The following is an 18,383-nucleotide window of genomic DNA, read 5'->3' as shown; positions in this document are numbered from 1 at the left end:
ATGCTGCCCCTTCTTGCTTTGAAAAAAGGGCAGAATAAAATTTTTAAATCGCCACCAGCTCCCTAATCCCTTTTTCAGGCATTTCACTGCCCGCACCTTGTGCCACCACTTGCCCGCGCGCCATCACGGTATAAGCATCGGCAAGCTCTTCAGCAAAGTCATAGAACTGCTCCACCAGAACGATGGCCATTTCTCCGCCATCGGCAAGTTTACGGATGACACGGCCAATATCTTTAATAATCGAGGGCTGAATACCTTCAGTCGGCTCATCTAAAATCAGGACTCGCGGCTCAGAAGCCAAGGCGCGGGCAATGGCGAGTTGCTGCTGCTGGCCGCCTGAAAGATCACCGCCGCGGCGGTGTTTCATTTCATCCAACACAGGGAAAATCTCATAAAGATGTTCTGGCACTTTTCGGGTCTTAGCACCCTTAAATTTCGCCATACCAATCAAAATATTTTCCTCTACGGTTAAGGTCGAAAAAATATCACGTCCTTGCGGTACATAAGCTAAACCTGCCCGCACACGCTGTTCAGGACTCATTTTTGAAATATCTTGACCATCAAGTAAAATCTGCCCAGATTTAATCGGCAAAATCCCCATCAGACATTTCAGCAACGTGGTTTTGCCTACACCATTGCGCCCCAGCACCGCCGAACACTCACCCACCGGCGCAGTAAATGACACATCACGCAGAATGTGACTGCCGCCATAAAATTGATTGACATCTTTAACTTCCAGCATGCGGGCTCCTTAACGTCCAAGATATTTTTCAATAACATTTTCATTGGCTTGCACTTCTGCCAACGTCCCTTCTGCTAAAATTGCACCTTGCGCCAGCACTGTGACTTTTTCACTGATGGTATCAATGAAGCTCATATCGTGTTCCACTACGATCAAGGTGTGATGCTTTTTCAGCTCTAAACACAACTCAGCGGTGCGCTCAGTTTCGGCATCAGTCATGCCTGCTACAGGCTCATCCAGCAAAATTAATTTTGGACGCTGCATCAGCAGCATGCCTATTTCTAACCATTGTTTTTGCCCGTGAGACAATAACCCTGCAGGTTTATGGATAAACTCTTGCAAACGAATTTGCGCTAAGGATTCATCCAAAGCCAGTTGTGCTTCAGGATCTAACTGAGTGAAAAAGCTTTTTTTCACGCGTTTATCTTTTGGCGCAGCCAGCAACAAGTTTTCCATCACCGTGAAATTTTCAAACACAGTCGGCTTTTGGAACTTGCGGCCAATGCCTGCTTCAGCGATTTCTTCAGGACTCATTTTGGTTAGGTCATAGTTTTGACCAAAATGTGCCGTGCCTTCTGTTGGGCGGGTTTTACCTGTTATCACATCCATCAATGTGGTTTTCCCTGCACCATTGGGTCCAATGATGCAGCGCAACTCACCTTCTTGAATATAAAGAGATAAATCATTTAAAGCGCGAAAGGCATCGAACCACACACTGACTTTCTCCAAGTACAGCGCAATGCCATGGCTGAAATCGGCACCTTCGGCTTTGGGACGGCCATAGCCCTCTGATGCATGGCCGCCATGCGGCTGAATTAATTCACTCATTCGCTGCCCTCCTTTTTAAAACGGCCGAACAGACCAATCACACCTTTTGGCAAAAATAGGGTCACCGCAATAAATAAGCCCCCTAAAATCAGCAGCCATGCTTCAGGATAGGTCACAGTAAAGAAAGTTTTCAGGCCATTAATTAAACCTGCGCCAATGATTGGACCAATCAGCGTGCCGCGGCCGCCTGCGGCGACCCATACGGCCATTTCAATAGAGTTCACTGGGTTCATTTCACTTGGGTTAATAATACCGGCTTGCGGTACATACAGCGCGCCAGCAATACCCGCAATCACCGCTGAAAGCACCCATGCAGAAAGCTTGTACCAAAGCGTGCGGTAACCTAAATATTGCAAACGGTTTTCGCTGTCACGAATTGCACCCAGCACACGGCCATAAGGTTTATTCATTAAATGACGCAAACCAATGAAGCACAGCAGCAATGCCAAAGCTGTGACAAAGCACAGCGTTGCGCGCATAGAGGCAGAGGTAATATCCATGCCTAAAATGGTTTTAAAGCCAGTAAAACCATTGTTGCCGCCAAAGCCTGTTTCATTACGGAAGAATAAAAGTGCCGCAGCAAAGGTCATAGCTTGGGTAATAATCGAGAAATACACGCCTTTAATTTTTGAGCGGAAGGCAAAGAAACCAAAAATAAAAGCAATGATGCCTGGCACTAAAACTGCCAATACCAACGACCATAAGAAATATTCGGTGCCAACCCAAAACCACGGCACGTCAGTCCAATTTAAAAAGCGCATAAAGTCTGGCAAGCCATCACCTGCCGACTCACGCATCAGATACATACCAAAAGCATAACCGCCAAGGGCAAAGTACAAACCATGCCCTAGACTTAAAATGCCCGCATAGCCCCAAACCAAATCAAGGGCAAGCGCCACCAAAGCCAAACACATAATTTTGCCTATGAGCGTGACCCAATAGGCGGACAAATGCAGCGCTGAATCTGCAGGCAGAAGGTGCAGCCACGGCAAAATCAATAAGATGGCGAAGCATACGGCAACCGCAATTGAACTGTGTTTTTTATCTGATAATAAGGAATTGATTTTCATATACTTACTCCACAAATCGGCCTTTAATAGCGAACAAGCCTTGTGGACGTTTTTGAATAAACAAAATCACAAGTACTAACAGTACAATTTTCGCAAGTACCGCCCCAATGCCAATTTCTAAAGCTGTGCCGCTAATGCCTAGACCAAGCGCCGCAAGTACTGCGCCCCACACTTGCCCCACACCGCCAACGACCACAACCAAGAACGCATCAATAATGTAGTTTTGACCTAAGTCTGGCCCCACGTTACCGACTTGCGCCAAAGCACAGCCGGCAAGACCTGCTAAACCTGAACCAAGCCCAAATGCCATCATGTCAATGCGGCTCGAACGGATTCCCACTGCGCGCGCCATTTGACGGTTTTGCGTTACAGCACGTACAAATAAGCCAAAACGGGTTTTATTGAGCAAATAAACGAGCAGTAAAAGAACAGCGGCTGTAAACACAATAATCGCAATACGGTTATAGGGCAGCATCAAGCTTGGAGTAATGGAAATGCCGCCTGAAAGCCATGAAATATTCGACACTTCAACGTTTTGTGCGCCAAAAATCATGCGCACAAGCTGCATCAAAATTAGGCTGACACCAAACGTCGCAAGCAGCGTTTCAAGCTGACGGCCATATAAAGGACGGATCACCGTACGCTCAATCAACATGCCAATCAGCGCACTAACCAAGAAGGCAGCTGGAATCGCCGCCAATAGATACCAATCGACATAGCTGCCAAAATAAGTTTTAAACTGGCTTTGCACAACATACGTAGTGTATGCGCCAATCATGATCAGCTCGCCATGCGCCATATTAATCACGCCCAGCAAGCCATAAGTAATGGCTAAGCCAAGTGCTGCAAGCAGTAAAATACTGGCCGTACTGAGGCCCGAAAATACATGCCCTGTCCACTCGCTGGCTTGAATACGGGTTTTAATATGACTTTTTGCTTCCGTGAGAACCGCTTTTAATTCAGGGTGTAAATTCGGCTGCTGCAGTTCCGTTTCCACCATAGCCAGAACATCTGGACGGTTAGAATTCTGCAATGTTTTTGCCGCTTGAATTTTTACCAGCACATCTGTTTTTTGATAGTCTAAACGCGCCTTGAGCTGCGCTAAGCGGGCTTTGACTTTGTTATTTTTTTCATTTAAATACAGCGCACCGATATGCTGTGGATTAACTTCGCTGATGTTACTTTCTAAAATATTAATGGCGTCTAAACGCTGAGAGGCATCTTCAGATTCCAGCTTTTCTTTGGCTTGAGCAAAAATAAGCGCCTTGCGTAAGGTATTCACCAAAGTAATTTGTGAAAGATCAGATGGCCATGCAACGCTTCGCATACTTGGATAACTCAGAAGCTGATCTGCAGCCTCTAAAATATAAGTCTGTCCCTTGCTGTCGGTATACAGCTGATCTTGATCGACAAATTTTGCAAGCTGATCAAGTTCTTCGAGAGTACCCGGCCATTGATTAAGCAATGCACGGCGCTGTGCAAAGTCTGCTTGTACAAAGCGCTGAATGGCATCCTGCTGTTCTGCAGCCGCCGTTTCCATTCCTGCTGATGCTGTATCAGCATATGCAATTTGCAAACAAAGCAATTGGCTAAAAAAGAGAAAAATAGCGGCGATATTCGTGCGAATATTCATAAAAAAAGCCCTATTGAGTCTTAAAGTCCCATGCAGGGAAAAAAATGGCATTTACCCGACAGTAAATGCCTTTGCAGCATTATTTAGGAATGTACGGACTCCAAGGTTCTGCCTTGATCGTGTTCGCCGTTTTATGCACAACATCAAACTGCCCATCGGCGCGGATTTGGCCAATCATGACGGGCTTATGCAGATGATGATTTGAAGCATCCATTTTCAAAGTATAGCCAGACGGCGCTTTAAACTCTTGGCCTGCCATCGCTGCACGGACTTTATCAACATCCGTAGACCCAGCTTTTTCAACCGCCTGTTTCCACATATTGATACCCGCATAAGTCGCCTCCATCGGGTCATTGGTCACAAACTTATCTGCGTTTGGCAGCTTATATTCCACAGCATACTGCTTCATTTTGTTCACGAACTCTGTATTGGCAGGGTTCTTCACAGACATAAAGTAGTTCCAAGATGCCAAATGACCGACTAGCGGTTTCGTATCAATACCGCGCAGTTCTTCTTCCCCTACAGAAAATGCCATCACGGGAAGGTCCGATGCTTTAATGCCTTGGTTGCCCAGTTCGCGATAGAACGGTACGTTTGAATCGCCATTGATGGTTGAAATCACAGCCGTCTTTTTACCCGCTGCAAATTTCTTCACATTGCCCACAATGGTTTGATAGTTGCTATGACCAAATGGCGTGTACTCTTCCATAATGTCAGCATCCGCCACACCTTTAGACTTTAAGAAAGCGCGTAAAATTTGATTTGTTGTGCGCGGGTAAACATAGTCTGTGCCTAAAAGCACAAAACGTTCGGCTTTGCCGCCCTCTTCACTCATCAAATATTCAACAGCAGGAATGGCTTGCTGGTTTGGCGCTGCGCCAGTGTAGAAAATATTTTTAGACTGCTCCTGCCCCTCATATTGCACTGGATAAAACAATAAGCCGTTCAGCTCTTCAACTACCGGCAATACAGATTTGCGCGACACAGAGGTCCAACAGCCAAAAATTACCGCTACTTTGTCTTGGGTAATTAACTGACGGGTTTGTTCCGCAAATAATGGCCAATCAGATGCAGGGTCAACGACAACAGGTTCTAATTTTTTACCGAGTACACCGCCCTTATCATTAATTTCTTTAATTGCCATTAAAGCGGTGTCTTTCAAAGAAGTCTCAGAAATCGCCATCGTGCCCGAAAGTGAATGCAAAATGCCGACTTTGATCGTATCGCCGCTGGCCGCGGCCGATTCTGATGCAGCTTTTTCTGTTTTTTCTGCTGGTTTTGAACAGCCAGTTAAAGCAATCGCCCCTGTCATCGCCGCCGCTAAAACACTTTTAGCAAATATATTGCAATGAAACATTATTCACTCTCCCAACCAAAGCTTTTAAAAGTACATTTTTGAAAATGCATTGCTGTATTCATCACAACAAAGCAATTCAATAACTGTGCCAAACCTGATTTTTTATTTTTAAAAGTGGGTTTTCTATATTTTTATTCATTATTTATCAAAATCTTAATAATTATTTTTTCTATTCTGCATTGTAAATAAAATACACAAAAGTGCAAAAACAGCCCTTAAGATGCATACAAACTTGGATACAACATTTGACCTAAAATTGAACAAATATGAGCCGCTTTTAAAAATCCGTACGATTTAGCACAGAAACCATGCATTCTTTTCTTAAATTTTAAGCAAAAAAAAACCGCTGACGCGGTTTTTTTTTGCAGGTTTTTAGCTCACTAAATCAGCTAAGTTGCCTTTTTGCTCTAACCAGTCTTTACGGTCAGACGCACGTTTTTTGGCAAGCAATTTATCGAGCAATCCGGCAGTAAAATGGCTGTCATCCAAATCCAGCTGCACCAAACGGCGTGTATTTGGATCTAAAGTCGTTTCACGCAATTGGCTCGCATTCATCTCGCCCAAACCTTTAAATCGGGTAATTTGCGGATTTTTGGTTTTGCATTTTTTCAAAATACCGTCCAGCTCCGCATCATCCAAGGCATAATGCACATCTTTGCTGTCATCAATCCGGTACAGCGGCGGCATAGCGACGAATAAATGGCCTTCTTCTACCAGTGTTGGAAAATGCTTCACAAATAGCGCACACAGTAAGGTCGCAATGTGCAGACCATCCGAATCCGCATCCGCCAAAATGCAAATTTTGCCATAACGCAATTCTGATAAATCATCTGAGCCCGGATCAACCCCTATCGCAATGGCAATATTATGCACTTCTTGAGACGCTAAAACTTCATCTGACGACACTTCCCAAGTATTTAAAATCTTACCGCGGATCGGCATGATCGCTTGGAAATTCTTATCACGCGCTTGTTTCGCTGAACCGCCCGCAGAGTCACCTTCCACAATAAACAGCTCAGACTCTTCCAAAGTATGCCCAACACAGTCAGACAATTTACCCGGCAAAGTTGGACCCGCAACAATCTTTTTACGTTCAACTTTTTTGGCTGCTTTTAAACGGCGGCCTGCTTTTGAAATTGCCATCTCAGCCAATTGCATCGCAATGTCTGAGTTTTGGTTCAGCCACAATGCAAAAGCATCTTTGGCAATGTTTTGCACCACACCAGAAGCTTCACGGCTCGATAGGCGTTCTTTGGTTTGCCCTGAGAATTGCGGCTCTTGGAATTTCAACGACAGAATGTAGTTCACGCCATCCCAAACGTCTTCTGCAGACAGCTTCATATTGCGCGGCAGCAAATTACGCAATTCACAAAACTCACGCATCGCATCCGCTACACCTGAACGCAGGCCGTTGACATGCGTACCGCCTTGCGCCGTTGGAATCAGGTTGACATAGGACTCTTGAATCGACTCGCCGCCTTCCACATTCCAGCAAATGGCAAATTCAGCACTGGCGCGCTCCGCATCACCTGCGGCGACAAAGGCCAGTGCAGGAATAATCTCGCGGTCTTCCAATTCATCCATCAAATAGTCGACTAGACCATTTTCAAACTGCCAAGTAATTTTTTCATCGTTAATCTGATCTACATAATTAATTTGCAGACCCGCAGCCAAAACGGCTTTCGCTTTTAAATTATGTTTTAAAGCTTTCAGTGCAAATTTCGGCGAATCAAAATATTTGGCTTCAGGCCAGAAATGTACAGTCGTACCTGTTGCACGTTTTGGCGCTTTGCCTTCAAGCACTTCCAGCGGCGCTGCCGGTTCACCATTTTCAAAAGCCATTTTATACAGGTTGCCCTGACGCTGCACCTCTACTTCAACGCGGGTAGACAGCGCGTTCACGACGGAAATACCCACACCATGCAAACCGCCGGAGAACTGGTAGTTGTCCGTGCTGAATTTGCCGCCTGCATGCAGTTTGGTCATAATAATTTCTATACCGCATTGGCCATATTCAGGGTGAATATCCACCGGCATACCGCGGCCGTTATCTTCTACAGACAAAGAGCCGTCTTTATATACCGTCACAGTAATTTTATTGGCATGGCCAGCTAATGCTTCATCGACCGCGTTGTCAATCACTTCCTGCGCCAAATGGTTAGGACGAGCTGTGTCTGTATACATGCCCGGGCGGCGGCGCACCGGGTCTAAACCAGATAATACTTCAAGAGACTGAGCCGTATATTGAGACACGTTGTAAGGTTTCCTTATTGTATGCTGTCCGATAAAAACTGGAGCGCAGCAGGTATTTTCTCTGCAAAATCATCCATGCCATGATTGCCGCGGGCATCGGTCATAATCATGGCGCGGCGCGCGCCGCTGCTATAATAACGCTGTGCTTCACGATAATCCAAAACTTCGTCGCCTTGCTGCAGCAAGAGTAAAAATTTGCCTGAATTTTGCACAGATGCTGGCGCAATACTCGCCAAATAGTCCAGCTGTGCCTGATCTAATGACCATTCATCTGTTACTTTAAAAGGAAACTGCTCTGCGCTGAACAATTCGCGGAACAATATCCACGGCCGCATCGCAGGGTTAATCAGCACTGCTGGCAAATCATGCCGCTGCGCTAAAACATGCGCATAAAAACCGCCCATGCTGCTGCCAGCCAACACTGCATTCGGCAAGCGTTTCAGCAGTTTCGACACCTCTTCCAGCGCCAGTTTCGGATGCATATTCAAATCAGGCAAATGCACCTGCACATCAGGGCAATGCATGGCGCAATAATCCCGCAGCAAATTGCCTTTTATTGAATTGCTGCTGCTCTTAAAACCATGCAGATAAATGATATTCATCGGCTGTTCACAATTTTATATACAAATTAATCAAAATAAAGTTTATAAATGAGATATTCATCACATTTTTATTTCTCTGTTTTATCTATTTTGTTAGACAAAAAAACAGCGTCAGTGACTTCTTCCTCGGTATTTTAAAAGTTATTCGAGACGAATCACATGATAGAAACGATAAAACTTATACCGTGGTCTCAACAATAAATAAAGTATCGAGACATGGCAAATAAGATTAGAAAGGATAGGATACATGCCGAGTTTAACACCGCTGCACGAAACTTATTGCAAATGGGACCGTACACCGCCCAGCCAAGCAGATGTTTTGGAAGGCTTGGCGCAGCTGGCCACGATGCGTTTTAGCGATGTCGTACATGAGCTGATTAAAAATATCCAGCGTGAACTGCTGATCAGCATCTTTGGCATGAGCGAGCAAAAATCCAAAAAATTTCATAAAATTCCATATATTGCCAAGCTTTACCAGTTTACGTATGAAAGCTTCCTGACCTATGGCAATTATTTGCTGGCGCCCGTGCTGCGCGGTGTGATTGAACGCTTTCCTAAACTGCATGACAAACCGCTGACTCCAAGCCTGCACTTTTTAGTCGGCGCTTTAAACGGCGTTTTAGGTGACTATTTGCTGCACCATCACAATCCAATGGCCTTGCCGATGGCCGTGTATGACCATTACGGCAGCCTGCAAAAAGGTGAACTCAGCGGACGCGTCACCTTATTTGTACATGGCCTGTGCATGCATCATTTAACGTGGTCTACCCGTAAATACGGCGGCATTGGAGAGAAACTGCTGACACAGCGCGACCATAACACCATGCTTTATCTAAATTACAATACGGGCCGCCGCATTTCAGCCAATGGCCGCAGCCTGTCCAATACTTTGGAAGATTTAATACGGCGCAATCCAGACATCAGCAGCATTGACCTGATTGGCCACAGCATGGGCGGCTTGGTGTCACGCAGCGCGCTGTTTTACGGCAAACAAAATATGCACAATTGGATTCATAAAGTTGAGAATCTGGTGTGCTTGGGTTCACCGCACCACGGCGCCGTTTTAGAACGTCTTGGTTTTGCCTTGCAAGATAAACTTGGCCACTTGCCTTTAGGCAAAATTGCAGGGCATGTGGTCAACATCCGCAGCAACGGTATTTTAGACTTACGCTACGGCAGTGTGCGTGATGATGACTGGGAACATAATGAAGTGCGTATTGGCCTGATGGATGACAACCGCAAACCGGCACCGATTCCCTCACATATCAACACTTATTTAGTGGCGGGCACCATTGAGTTTGAGCACCGTAAAAACCGTACACTGAAAGTCATTGGCGACTATTTGGTCAGTGTAAAAAGCGCTTTGGGCGAACATCCTAACATCCGTTATCAGCTCAAAGTGCCCGATGCGCATAAAGCCATCTTCTATGGTCTGAACCATTTTGATATTCAGCACCATCCGCTGGTCGCCGAACAAGTCGTTCGCTGGTTCTACCCAAGTGCAGAAGATCAGGACTTTGACCAAATTCATGAATATATGATGGGTTTAGACAGTCTTGAAGGTATCGCCATGACCTAAGCCTGTCAGAACGTTATATTCCAGTCATAAAAAAGCCCCCAATTGGAGGGCTTTTTTTATTTGCTGATTTTCCGCTTATGGATATTTACGAAACAGCTGCCAAAGGCTAAGCAAAGTCAGCACTGCAAAAAAGACAAAAGACCAAACTGGCAGCGACTGCCCCAAGAAAGTCCAATCTACGAGAGCGCATTCACCTGAACCTGTCAGCACCTGTTCAAATACAGACTTGAGCGGCAGGGTATCCATCCAATAATCCAAACCGGGTCCGCAGCTTGGCACCTGATCCGGCGGTAAATTCTGCAGCCAAATATGGCGGGCAGCCACACCCGCTGACCATAAAATAGAAAGGCTGCCAAACAGCGCATAAAAACGCTTCATGCCCTTTGATGCAGGATTATGCAGTAAAGCAATCAATGAAATCAGCCCCAGCCCAATCAGGCCAATCCGCTGAAAAACACATAAAGGGCAAGGTTCAAGACCTTGCACATGCTCTAAATACAGCGCAAAGCTCATGCCAATCACACTGGCAATAAACAGCAAGCCGCTGAATAAGCGATAACTCAACTGCATGGATGGTCCTCTTATTTATTATCTATAATGTGCAAGATACTGATCGAAGCTTTGACTTGTATCCTGCTCCAGCGACTGCTGCGCCTGCAGTGACTGCTGCGCTGCAGCCGTAAAATAAGCCCAGCGCTCTTCGCTTAGTTCATGCTGTTCATAAGCTTCTAGATGCTGATGCGCCATATAGCTGCCAAAGCCCCATGTGCCGCCCTGCTCGACTGTATCTTCAATCATCCTTGCAGACAGCGTTAAATCAACATCATCTACACGCGCCAGCATCGCAGTCAAAGCATCCGAGTAAAGCTGAGTACTGTAACCGCTGTCCAGCAAAGCAGCCAAAGGCTTCATCGCGCCAATATGACGGCGGCACCACTCTTCAATTGGATAAGCCTGCCCGTTCTCTGCAATCGATGCATTCGGCGCGCGGCCGCGGTTCACGACCTCCGCCTGATTCTGTTCTACAATTTCCTGTTCTGCATCCAGCAAATCTGGACTGTCCTGCAATAAGCAATACAGCGCTAAAGCTTCTAAAAAACCCGCCGCTGTTTCATCAATGCCAATTGGGCTGTATGGGTTCACATCCACTGCACGCAGCTCGACATAGCCTACACCGCGATTGCGCAGCGCCTCAGACGGTGTTTCACCTGCCTGCGGCACCTGTTTTGGACGCACGAGGCTGTAGTATTCATTTTCAATCTGCAGCACATGATCATTAATCTGAATCGGCTCGCCGGCAGCATCATTTAAACCCAAACGGCTGAACTGCGCATAAGGTGTTTTCACCGCTTTTTGCAGGCCTTCAAGATAGCCATTCAGATCGTTATAGTGAATGCCCAGCTGTTTCTGCGCTGAGTTCTGATAGCCAAAACGCCCCATGCGCAGCGCCGTGGCATACGGCAAGAACAGTGTGCCTTTCAGCAGCGGCAGCAAATGATGCTCACGGCCTGTCATAAAACACTGACATACCGAAGGGCTGGCGCCAACCAAGAACATCACCAGCGGCGTTAAACGGATAAAATTACGGATCAGGCCAAAGTAGCGGTGGCTGCGGTAGTCCTGCAGGCTGAGCGCTTTCAGCGCTTCATCTGTTTCATGCGCCTGCAGCGCTTCAAATAAATGGTCAGGGAACGATAAATTATAATGTACGCCAGAAATCGTTTGCATACGGCGGCCGTAACGCACACCTAATCCATGGCGGTACAGTGTTTTAAAACGCCCGATGTTGGAACTGCCGTATTGCGCCAAGCGGATACTTTCTTCAGTGTCATCCAGCATGCACGGCATCGACAGCGGCCATAGTTTTTCATCATTTTCCAGCTCACGGTGCACCACAGCATGAATATCCGCCAGATAATCCAGAGCTTCCTGAATGCTTGGTTTCGGCGGCGTGATGAACTCCATCAAAGCTTCCGAGTAGTCCGTTGTAATATGCGGATGAGTCAATGCAGAACCCAGCGCTTGAGGATGATCGGCTTGCGATAAAAAACCGTCACTTTTCATACGCAGGCTTTCACGCTCAATCCCGCGCAGCATCCCGTTTATAAGCGATGAATCTACCCATTTCGGTAAAATTTGTGGTGAAGTCGATTCGGGCTGACTCATTGCTATCTCGCTTTTGGAAGAACTGCTAATAAAATAAAATCATCAATTTATATGAGTATAACTTGATTTAATTACCGCAAGTTATACCTTGCTTGCGCTTCTGGCAAATCATGAAATCTGTTTTGGCAATTTTTTATCACAAAGTTCCCCTATAAGACATTTGAAATTTGTGATTTTATAGATAAATAAATGCTAAAGACGCTTAAAATTCATGAATTACCAAGATATTTTAAATTTCTGGTTTTCAGCTGATGCTCAGCCTCTATGGTTTGCAAAAAACGATGACTTTGATGCATCCATTGAAAAAAACTTTCAGCGCCTGCACCAGCAAGCAGCGCAGGCTGAGCTTTGGCCTTGGCGTCAGCATGCCGCAGGCCGCCTTGCTGAAATCATCGCGCTTGATCAGTTTTCCCGTAATTTATACCGCGGTTCTGCTCAAGCCTTTGCGCAAGACCCGCTGGCATTGGCCTTAGCGCAAGAGTGCGTACAGCAAGGCTTAGATCAAACCTTAAGCTCTGAACAGCGCCTATTTGTTTATTTGCCTTTTATGCACAGCGAATCGCTGCCTATGCAGGAACAGTCTTTATTGCTTTTTCAGTCTTTAGGCCTTGCAGGCCATTTGGATTATGCCAAACAGCACCATGCAATTATTGCGCGCTTTGGCCGTTTTCCACACCGTAATGCTGTGCTAGGCCGTACATCCAGCGCAGAGGAATTGGCCTTTTTAACTGAACCCAATTCCAGCTTTTAATTTTGCTGCTCTTGCAGCATCGCTTATCTCCAATTGAACTGCATGAATCATATTTGAGGCAGCCTCTATGAAAAAACTAATACTTTGTGCGGCTTTTGCCGCTTCGCTCGGCTTATCTGGCTGTGCAACATCTCCGTCTAAACCGCTGACCTTTGACCAATTAGGCAAGTTCAGCACAACACCTTTAAATGCTCAAACTTACCGGATCAGCTTCCAAGCTATTCCCAATATGAGCTATGGCACTGCAGAGGAAATTACCCTGCTGAAAGCAGCGCAAGCCACTGTGCAAAATGGTTTCCAGTTCTTTAAGGTCAATGATGACCCAAGCAACCGCACTCAGCAGCCGCCAAGAAAAGCTGTTGTTTATCCGACACCGATGCCGTATCCATACGGTTATTACCGCCGTCATCCTGCGTTTTGGCCTGACCCGTTTTATGATATGCCGCAAGTCGTGACGCTAGACCCCGTACAAGTCAGCTATACTATTGAATGCTATAAAAATCAAAAAACTGCACCGCAGGATGCTTTTGATGCACGCCTCATTCTGCAGTCTTTAGGAAGCAAATATGGCCTCAGCGCGACAGGTGAAGTTTTACCTGCGCCAACGCAGCCAAATGAAGCTAAAAAAGAATAATAAAGGAGTCTAAACTGCACCATGCCTACTGACCAAGCTCAGACATCGCCAAATTTGCAGCGCAGCAAACGCTATGCTGCGATTGCCCTCGCCATAGCCGCTGCAGCATGGCTGGCGCTGATGATCGCGGCTAAACTGCTGCCCGAATATGTTTGGCTGATTCATATTCTGATGCTGTCAGCAGAAGCTGGCGTTGTCGGCGGATTGGCAGACTGGTATGCCATTACCGTGCTGTTCCGCAACCCTTTCGGCAAAATGCCTATTCCTAAATTTTTGCGTGACCATACTGAAATTATTCCACGCAACAAAGCGCGTATTGCCGAGTCAATGGGCCGTTTTGTGCAGGAAAACTTTCTGTCGCCGCAGGTCGTCGGGCGCAGCCTGCAGCAGATGGATCTGTCTATGGCCGCAGGCCAATGGCTGGCCAATCCGGAAAACAATGCCAAAGTGACGGAATTGGTTCAGCAAAGCATGCCTAAAATTTTTGAATTTGTCGGTCAGGAACAAATCGGGCACTTCATTCAAAGCAACAGTGTGCAATGGGTCAAAAACACCAAAATCAATCAGCTGGCCAGTGAAATGCTCCGTGCCGTACTGGAAAATGACTTCCATCAAGATGTTCTGCAGCGCGGTTTAGACCTTGCGCATGAATGGATGCTGCAGCACCCTGAACAGGCACGCGACCTCAGCCGCCAGCTGTTTAAAGAACTGGGCGTTTGGAAACTGGCCAAGGGCGCAAGCTGGATTGGCATTGATGTGCAGCAGCGCACTATCGATTCATTATTAGAAAAAGTCGAGTCCATGCTGGCAGACCCTGAACATCCTTGGCGCATCAAAATTGAACAAACAGGCAATGCGCTGATGCTGGCGCTGGCAGATAGCAGCAGCAGCGCCAGCCTGCGTTTAAATGAGACTAAAGATGCCTTGCTCAGCAGCCCGCACGTACTGAATTTCATCAGCGGCGCTGTGGTCATTTTATGTGATGCGATCAAGGCTGATCTGCAAAAAGCCGATTCAGGCATTGCGCAGAACCTGCGCATCACGATTCAGCATTTGGGCGAAAATATTATTTCCAATACTGCAGTACGCCAGCTGCTGAACGAAAAATTCAGTGAAATCGCGGTGAATCTATCTGACCAGTACAGTGAAAAAATCATCCGTTTCATCAGCGAGCGCATTCATGAATGGGACTCTAGTGAAATGATTGATAAGATTGAAAATGAAGTCGGCGGTGACCTGCATATGATCCGTGTCAACGGTGTCGTAGTCGGCGCATTTATTGGCCTTATTTTAGGCGTGATCCGCGCTGCCGTGGAATATCTACTGTAAAACATTTAGACATTACCGCCCTTTTAGGCGCTCTGCCTAGACAAATTAAATTGACAAGCGCCTGCAGCACGTTAAGCTTAGGCGCAACAATAAAACGCATTACAAAACCAACAATGATCAAAAAAATAATCGCTATAAGCAGCCTATGCTTGATTTTATCCAGCCTGAGTGCCTGCCAGAGCATCAGCAAATCTGCAGAACATGTTTCAGGCAAAGTTTTGGATGTGCTCGGCTTAGAAAAAAAGCCTGAAATCGATGCGCAAAGCATGCTGGACTTAGCCAAGGAAGCACAGCAGAAATATGAACAGCTGCGCGCCAATCTGCCAAAAAATCAATGGGTGTATTTAGAAAACCCCCAGCTGGGCACAGCGGATCTGCAAAATCAATCCAATGACCTGAATATCCTTTCACTGCATCTGAATTGCAAAAGTGCGGCGCAGCGCGCCAGCTTTACCCTGACAGGCCGTGACGGAAAAATAATTCTAAAAGCCTATGATGACAGCGCTGGACAGATTCAATTTTTGCTCGACAGTAAAAACTTCGGCAACCCTTTCAGTCTGTACAGCACTCAAAAGCTGGAAGATTTTAAAAAAGCGCTGCCAGCAGCCAAAACCATTAAAATATTTAATGCCTCTAAACTGTACAGCTTCCAAAACCAGCGCGCCGAACTGCTGTTTCAGCCTGTCAGCTGCACAAGCCCTGCATAAGTAAAAACCTCATCTGTGCGGGCTGAAAAGCCGCAGCCTGCGCAATATTTAATTTTTCATCGAATATTATTTATTCGCAGCAAATGGGTTCACCTAAAGAGTCCGAAATTTGCTATATTTGCTGTTTTTCTGCGACATTTAATTTTCGACTGAATATGAACACGGCAATCCAAGCAGCTCTCGAACATGCAGTGCAAAGCCTTCAAGCTGAAGGTGTACTCCCATCTGACTTTAACAACAGCGGTAACTTAACGCGTACCAAAGACCGAAGTCATGGTGACTTTGCTTCGAATATCGCGATGATTGCATCTAAAGCTGCCGGCATGAAGCCGCGTGATTTAGCCGAAAAAATTCTGGCGGCCCTGCCTGAAGTTGCAGACATCAGTAAAGCAGAAATTGCTGGCCCTGGTTTCATTAACTTCTTCCTTAACGCAGACTTGCGTTTTGCTGTACTGGATCAAATTCAAGCGCAAGCCAATGAATTCGGCCGCACTCAAGCCAATGCAGCAAAAAAAATCCAAGTAGAATTCGTTTCTGCAAACCCGACTTCCAGCCTGCATGTCGGCCATGGCCGCGGCGCAGCTTACGGTATGACTGTTGCTAACCTTTTGGAAGCCACTGGCGCTGCTGTTGACCGTGAATATTATGTCAATGATGCAGGCCGTCAAATGGACATCCTTGCAGCATCAACATACCTGCGTTACTTAGAGCTGACAGGTCAGGAACTGGTCTTCCCTAAAAATGCTTACCAAGGCGACTATGTAAAAGAAATCGCGCAAAGCATTATCGATGCAGACGGCGAAGCTTATGTGCGCCCAGTGGCTGATGTATATAAAGACGTGCCTGAAGATGTTCAATTTGCCGCAGAGCTTGATGCCGATGGCAACAAAGTTGTCCTTTCCGGCGACAAAGAAAAACACATTGACGGTTTAATTTTCAATTCACAAACTTTGCTTGGCGAAGGTTACCGCGTATTCCTGCAAGCGGCTTTAAAAGCGATTCTGGATGATATTAAAGATGACCTTGGCGAGTTTGGCGTAACTTTCAACCAGTGGTTCAGTGAAGAATCATTAACCGATAAAATTACAGAAGCGCTTCAAGTGCTTGATCAGCGCGGTTTTCTCTACGAGAAAGACGGCAACATCTGGTTCAAATCAACTGATTTTGGCGATGAAAAAGACCGCGTAGTGAAACGCCGCAATGGTCAAACCACTTACTTCGCATCTGACATTGCTTATCACTTAAACAAATTGCAGCGCGGCTACACAGACATCATTGATATTTGGGGTTCAGATCACCACGGCTATATTGCGCGTGTGAAAGCTGCCATTAATGCAATGGGCTATGACTCTAAAAAATTAACTGTACTTCTAGTCCAGTTCGTCAGCTTATGGCGCGGCGGCGAGATGGTGCAGATGTCATCCCGCTCAGGCCAATTCGTGACTTTACGTGACTTGCGTAAAGAAGTCGGCAACGATGCAGCGCGCTTCTACTACGTGATGCGTAAGTCTGAGCAGCATATTGACTTTGACTTGGACCTTGCAGTTTCACAAAGCAAAGACAATGCCGTGTATTACATCCAGTATGCACACGCACGTATTTGCCGTATGTTAGAAAAAGCGCAGTCTATGAACATCAACTTTGATGCCGCTGCTGCGCGCAGTTTAGCCTCTAAGCTTGAGCTTGATGCTGAAACAGAAATCTTAGCGAAACTTGCAGCCTACCCTGAAATTGTTGTACGCGCTGCCAATGCATACGAGCCGCACCAAATCGGCAACTACTTAAAAGAACTTGCGGCCTTATTCCATGGTTGGTATAACGAAAATAAAGTATTGGGCGATGATGCGGAATTAACGCAAGCGCGCCTGCTTCTTTCAGTCAATGTGCGTCAAGTTTTAAGCAATGGTTTAAAACTGCTGGGTGTATCAGCACCCGAGTCAATGTAAAAATATTGCCTCATCATTTGTTAAAATACCCGGCCAAGCTCCAGCCGATTGGAGCTTGGTTTTGCAATATCGCAGAATCCTAAAAAACAGCGCTTATACGGGCTGCTGATTAGAATAACGAGGTTTCATTCGTGTTTGGAAAAACGCAGCGCGGTGTATCAGAACGGCCCAATAAGCCAAAAAAACCGCTAATCCCAGCTTGGCTGGGTACATTAGCGGTCATTTTGATCGTGTTAAGTTTTCTAGTGGCGCTGATGCTCTGGAAACCTTGGCAGCCAGTGAAACCCCGTACTCAGGCAACTGCTGAGCATACGCAAGAAGAAACCAATAAAGACTACCGTTTTTATGACTTGTTGCCGCAGCAGCAAGTGACGCCTATTCCAGAACAGGCTGTGCCTGAAACTGGCAGACAAAGTACGGTTGTCATTGTTGAGGCGCCTGAAAAACCGGAAGAAACTGTACCAGACAGCAGCGGCCTTGAAGCCAGTCCAGCACCTGCGCCTGCCAGTTTTATTTTACAAGTACGCAGCTACGACGACCCGGATCAAGCTGATGCCCGCCGTGCAGAAATCATTTTGAATGGCTTGTCTGCTGACATTGTACAAAGTACAGAGCAAGGTAAAGTCTGGTACCGTGTGATTTCTGGTCCATATGAAACTCAAGAAGCAGCGGTGATTGCCCAGCAAACACTGCAGCACAGCGGCATCGATTCGATTGTGGTAAAACGCTAAGTCATATTCTTCTATAAAAAAAGCGCCATCAGGCGCTTTTTTTATTTTAGTATCC

General features: G+C 46.3%; 16 protein-coding genes. 7 read left to right on the top strand and 9 right to left on the bottom strand.

From position 1 onward, the window contains the following. Positions 1-43 precede the first annotated feature (43 nt). The 7 genes from urtE to D7V32_RS14295 all read right to left on the bottom strand — a co-directional run bounded on the left by urtE (position 44) and on the right by D7V32_RS14295 (position 8,485). Entirely contained in the window at positions 44-742 is a 699-nt protein-coding gene (gene urtE, locus D7V32_RS14325; RefSeq protein ID WP_120403522.1) for an urea ABC transporter ATP-binding subunit UrtE, read from the bottom strand. Between the two features lie 9 nt (positions 743-751). Continuing rightward, positions 752-1,570 carry an urea ABC transporter ATP-binding protein UrtD gene (gene urtD, locus D7V32_RS14320; protein ID WP_120403521.1) on the bottom strand — a complete coding sequence of 273 codons (819 nt, stop codon included), beginning with the start codon at positions 1,568-1,570 and terminating at the stop codon, positions 752-754. Beyond that, positions 1,567-2,640: an urea ABC transporter permease subunit UrtC gene (gene urtC, locus D7V32_RS14315; RefSeq protein WP_120403520.1), complete on the bottom strand. Its 1,074-nt coding sequence runs from the start codon at positions 2,638-2,640 to the stop codon at positions 1,567-1,569. Before urtC ends, urtD begins: the two co-directional genes overlap by 4 nt. 4 nt (positions 2,641-2,644) lie before the next feature. Then, positions 2,645-4,273 (bottom strand): urea ABC transporter permease subunit UrtB, encoded by a 1,629-nt coding sequence (urtB, locus tag D7V32_RS14310; protein WP_120403519.1) that lies wholly within the window; start codon positions 4,271-4,273, stop codon positions 2,645-2,647. A 79-nt stretch (positions 4,274-4,352) separates the two neighbouring features. Beyond that, entirely contained in the window at positions 4,353-5,630 is a 1,278-nt protein-coding gene (gene urtA, locus D7V32_RS14305) for an urea ABC transporter substrate-binding protein (RefSeq protein ID WP_120403518.1), read from the bottom strand. 372 nt (positions 5,631-6,002) lie between these two features. Further along, positions 6,003-7,883, bottom strand: a complete 1,881-nt coding sequence (gene parE / locus D7V32_RS14300) for a DNA topoisomerase IV subunit B (RefSeq protein ID WP_120403517.1) — start codon at positions 7,881-7,883, stop codon at positions 6,003-6,005. Positions 7,884-7,897: 14 nt separating this feature from the next. Next, the gene (locus D7V32_RS14295; protein ID WP_120403516.1) at positions 7,898-8,485 is read right to left on the bottom strand and encodes a YqiA/YcfP family alpha/beta fold hydrolase; all 588 of its coding nucleotides are present in this window, start codon (positions 8,483-8,485) and stop codon (positions 7,898-7,900) included. Between the two features lie 247 nt (positions 8,486-8,732). Here D7V32_RS14295 and D7V32_RS14290 point away from each other — a divergent pair, with 247 nt between their 5' ends. After that, positions 8,733-10,064: a PGAP1-like alpha/beta domain-containing protein gene (locus D7V32_RS14290; protein ID WP_120403515.1), complete on the top strand. Its 1,332-nt coding sequence runs from the start codon at positions 8,733-8,735 to the stop codon at positions 10,062-10,064. Positions 10,065-10,139: 75 nt separating this feature from the next. Here D7V32_RS14290 and D7V32_RS14285 read toward each other — a convergent pair whose 3' ends face one another. Next, a complete protein-coding gene (locus D7V32_RS14285; RefSeq protein WP_120403514.1) occupies positions 10,140-10,634 on the bottom strand; it encodes a disulfide bond formation protein B in 495 nt (164 codons plus the stop codon). 18 nt (positions 10,635-10,652) lie between these two features. Next, the gene (gene gshA, locus D7V32_RS14280; protein ID WP_120403513.1) at positions 10,653-12,230 is read right to left on the bottom strand and encodes a glutamate--cysteine ligase; all 1,578 of its coding nucleotides are present in this window, start codon (positions 12,228-12,230) and stop codon (positions 10,653-10,655) included. Between the two features lie 211 nt (positions 12,231-12,441). Here gshA and D7V32_RS14275 point away from each other — a divergent pair, with 211 nt between their 5' ends. The 6 genes from D7V32_RS14275 to D7V32_RS14250 all read left to right on the top strand — a co-directional run bounded on the left by D7V32_RS14275 (position 12,442) and on the right by D7V32_RS14250 (position 18,328). After that, positions 12,442-12,981: a DUF924 family protein gene (locus D7V32_RS14275; protein WP_120403512.1), complete on the top strand. Its 540-nt coding sequence runs from the start codon at positions 12,442-12,444 to the stop codon at positions 12,979-12,981. A gap of 67 nt (positions 12,982-13,048) precedes the next feature. Further along, the gene (locus D7V32_RS14270; protein WP_120403511.1) at positions 13,049-13,615 is read left to right on the top strand and encodes a CC0125/CC1285 family lipoprotein; all 567 of its coding nucleotides are present in this window, start codon (positions 13,049-13,051) and stop codon (positions 13,613-13,615) included. Between the two features lie 21 nt (positions 13,616-13,636). Continuing rightward, positions 13,637-14,944: a DUF445 domain-containing protein gene (locus D7V32_RS14265; protein WP_120403510.1), complete on the top strand. Its 1,308-nt coding sequence runs from the start codon at positions 13,637-13,639 to the stop codon at positions 14,942-14,944. 149 nt (positions 14,945-15,093) lie between these two features. Then, the gene (locus D7V32_RS14260; RefSeq protein WP_322898862.1) at positions 15,094-15,651 is read left to right on the top strand and encodes a hypothetical protein; all 558 of its coding nucleotides are present in this window, start codon (positions 15,094-15,096) and stop codon (positions 15,649-15,651) included. Between the two features lie 155 nt (positions 15,652-15,806). Further along, positions 15,807-17,597: an arginine--tRNA ligase gene (gene argS / locus D7V32_RS14255; protein ID WP_120403508.1), complete on the top strand. Its 1,791-nt coding sequence runs from the start codon at positions 15,807-15,809 to the stop codon at positions 17,595-17,597. Positions 17,598-17,728: 131 nt separating this feature from the next. Beyond that, positions 17,729-18,328, top strand: coding sequence for an SPOR domain-containing protein (locus D7V32_RS14250; protein WP_120403507.1), 600 nt, complete (start codon positions 17,729-17,731; stop codon positions 18,326-18,328). The last annotated feature ends 55 nt before the right edge of the window (positions 18,329-18,383 follow it).

This window comes from Acinetobacter tianfuensis, from assembly GCF_003611465.1.
GTDB classification, from domain to species: domain Bacteria; phylum Pseudomonadota; class Gammaproteobacteria; order Pseudomonadales; family Moraxellaceae; genus Acinetobacter; species Acinetobacter tianfuensis.
Note: the sequence above shows the minus strand (reverse complement) of the source record. Positions and strands in the feature narration are given on the sequence as shown.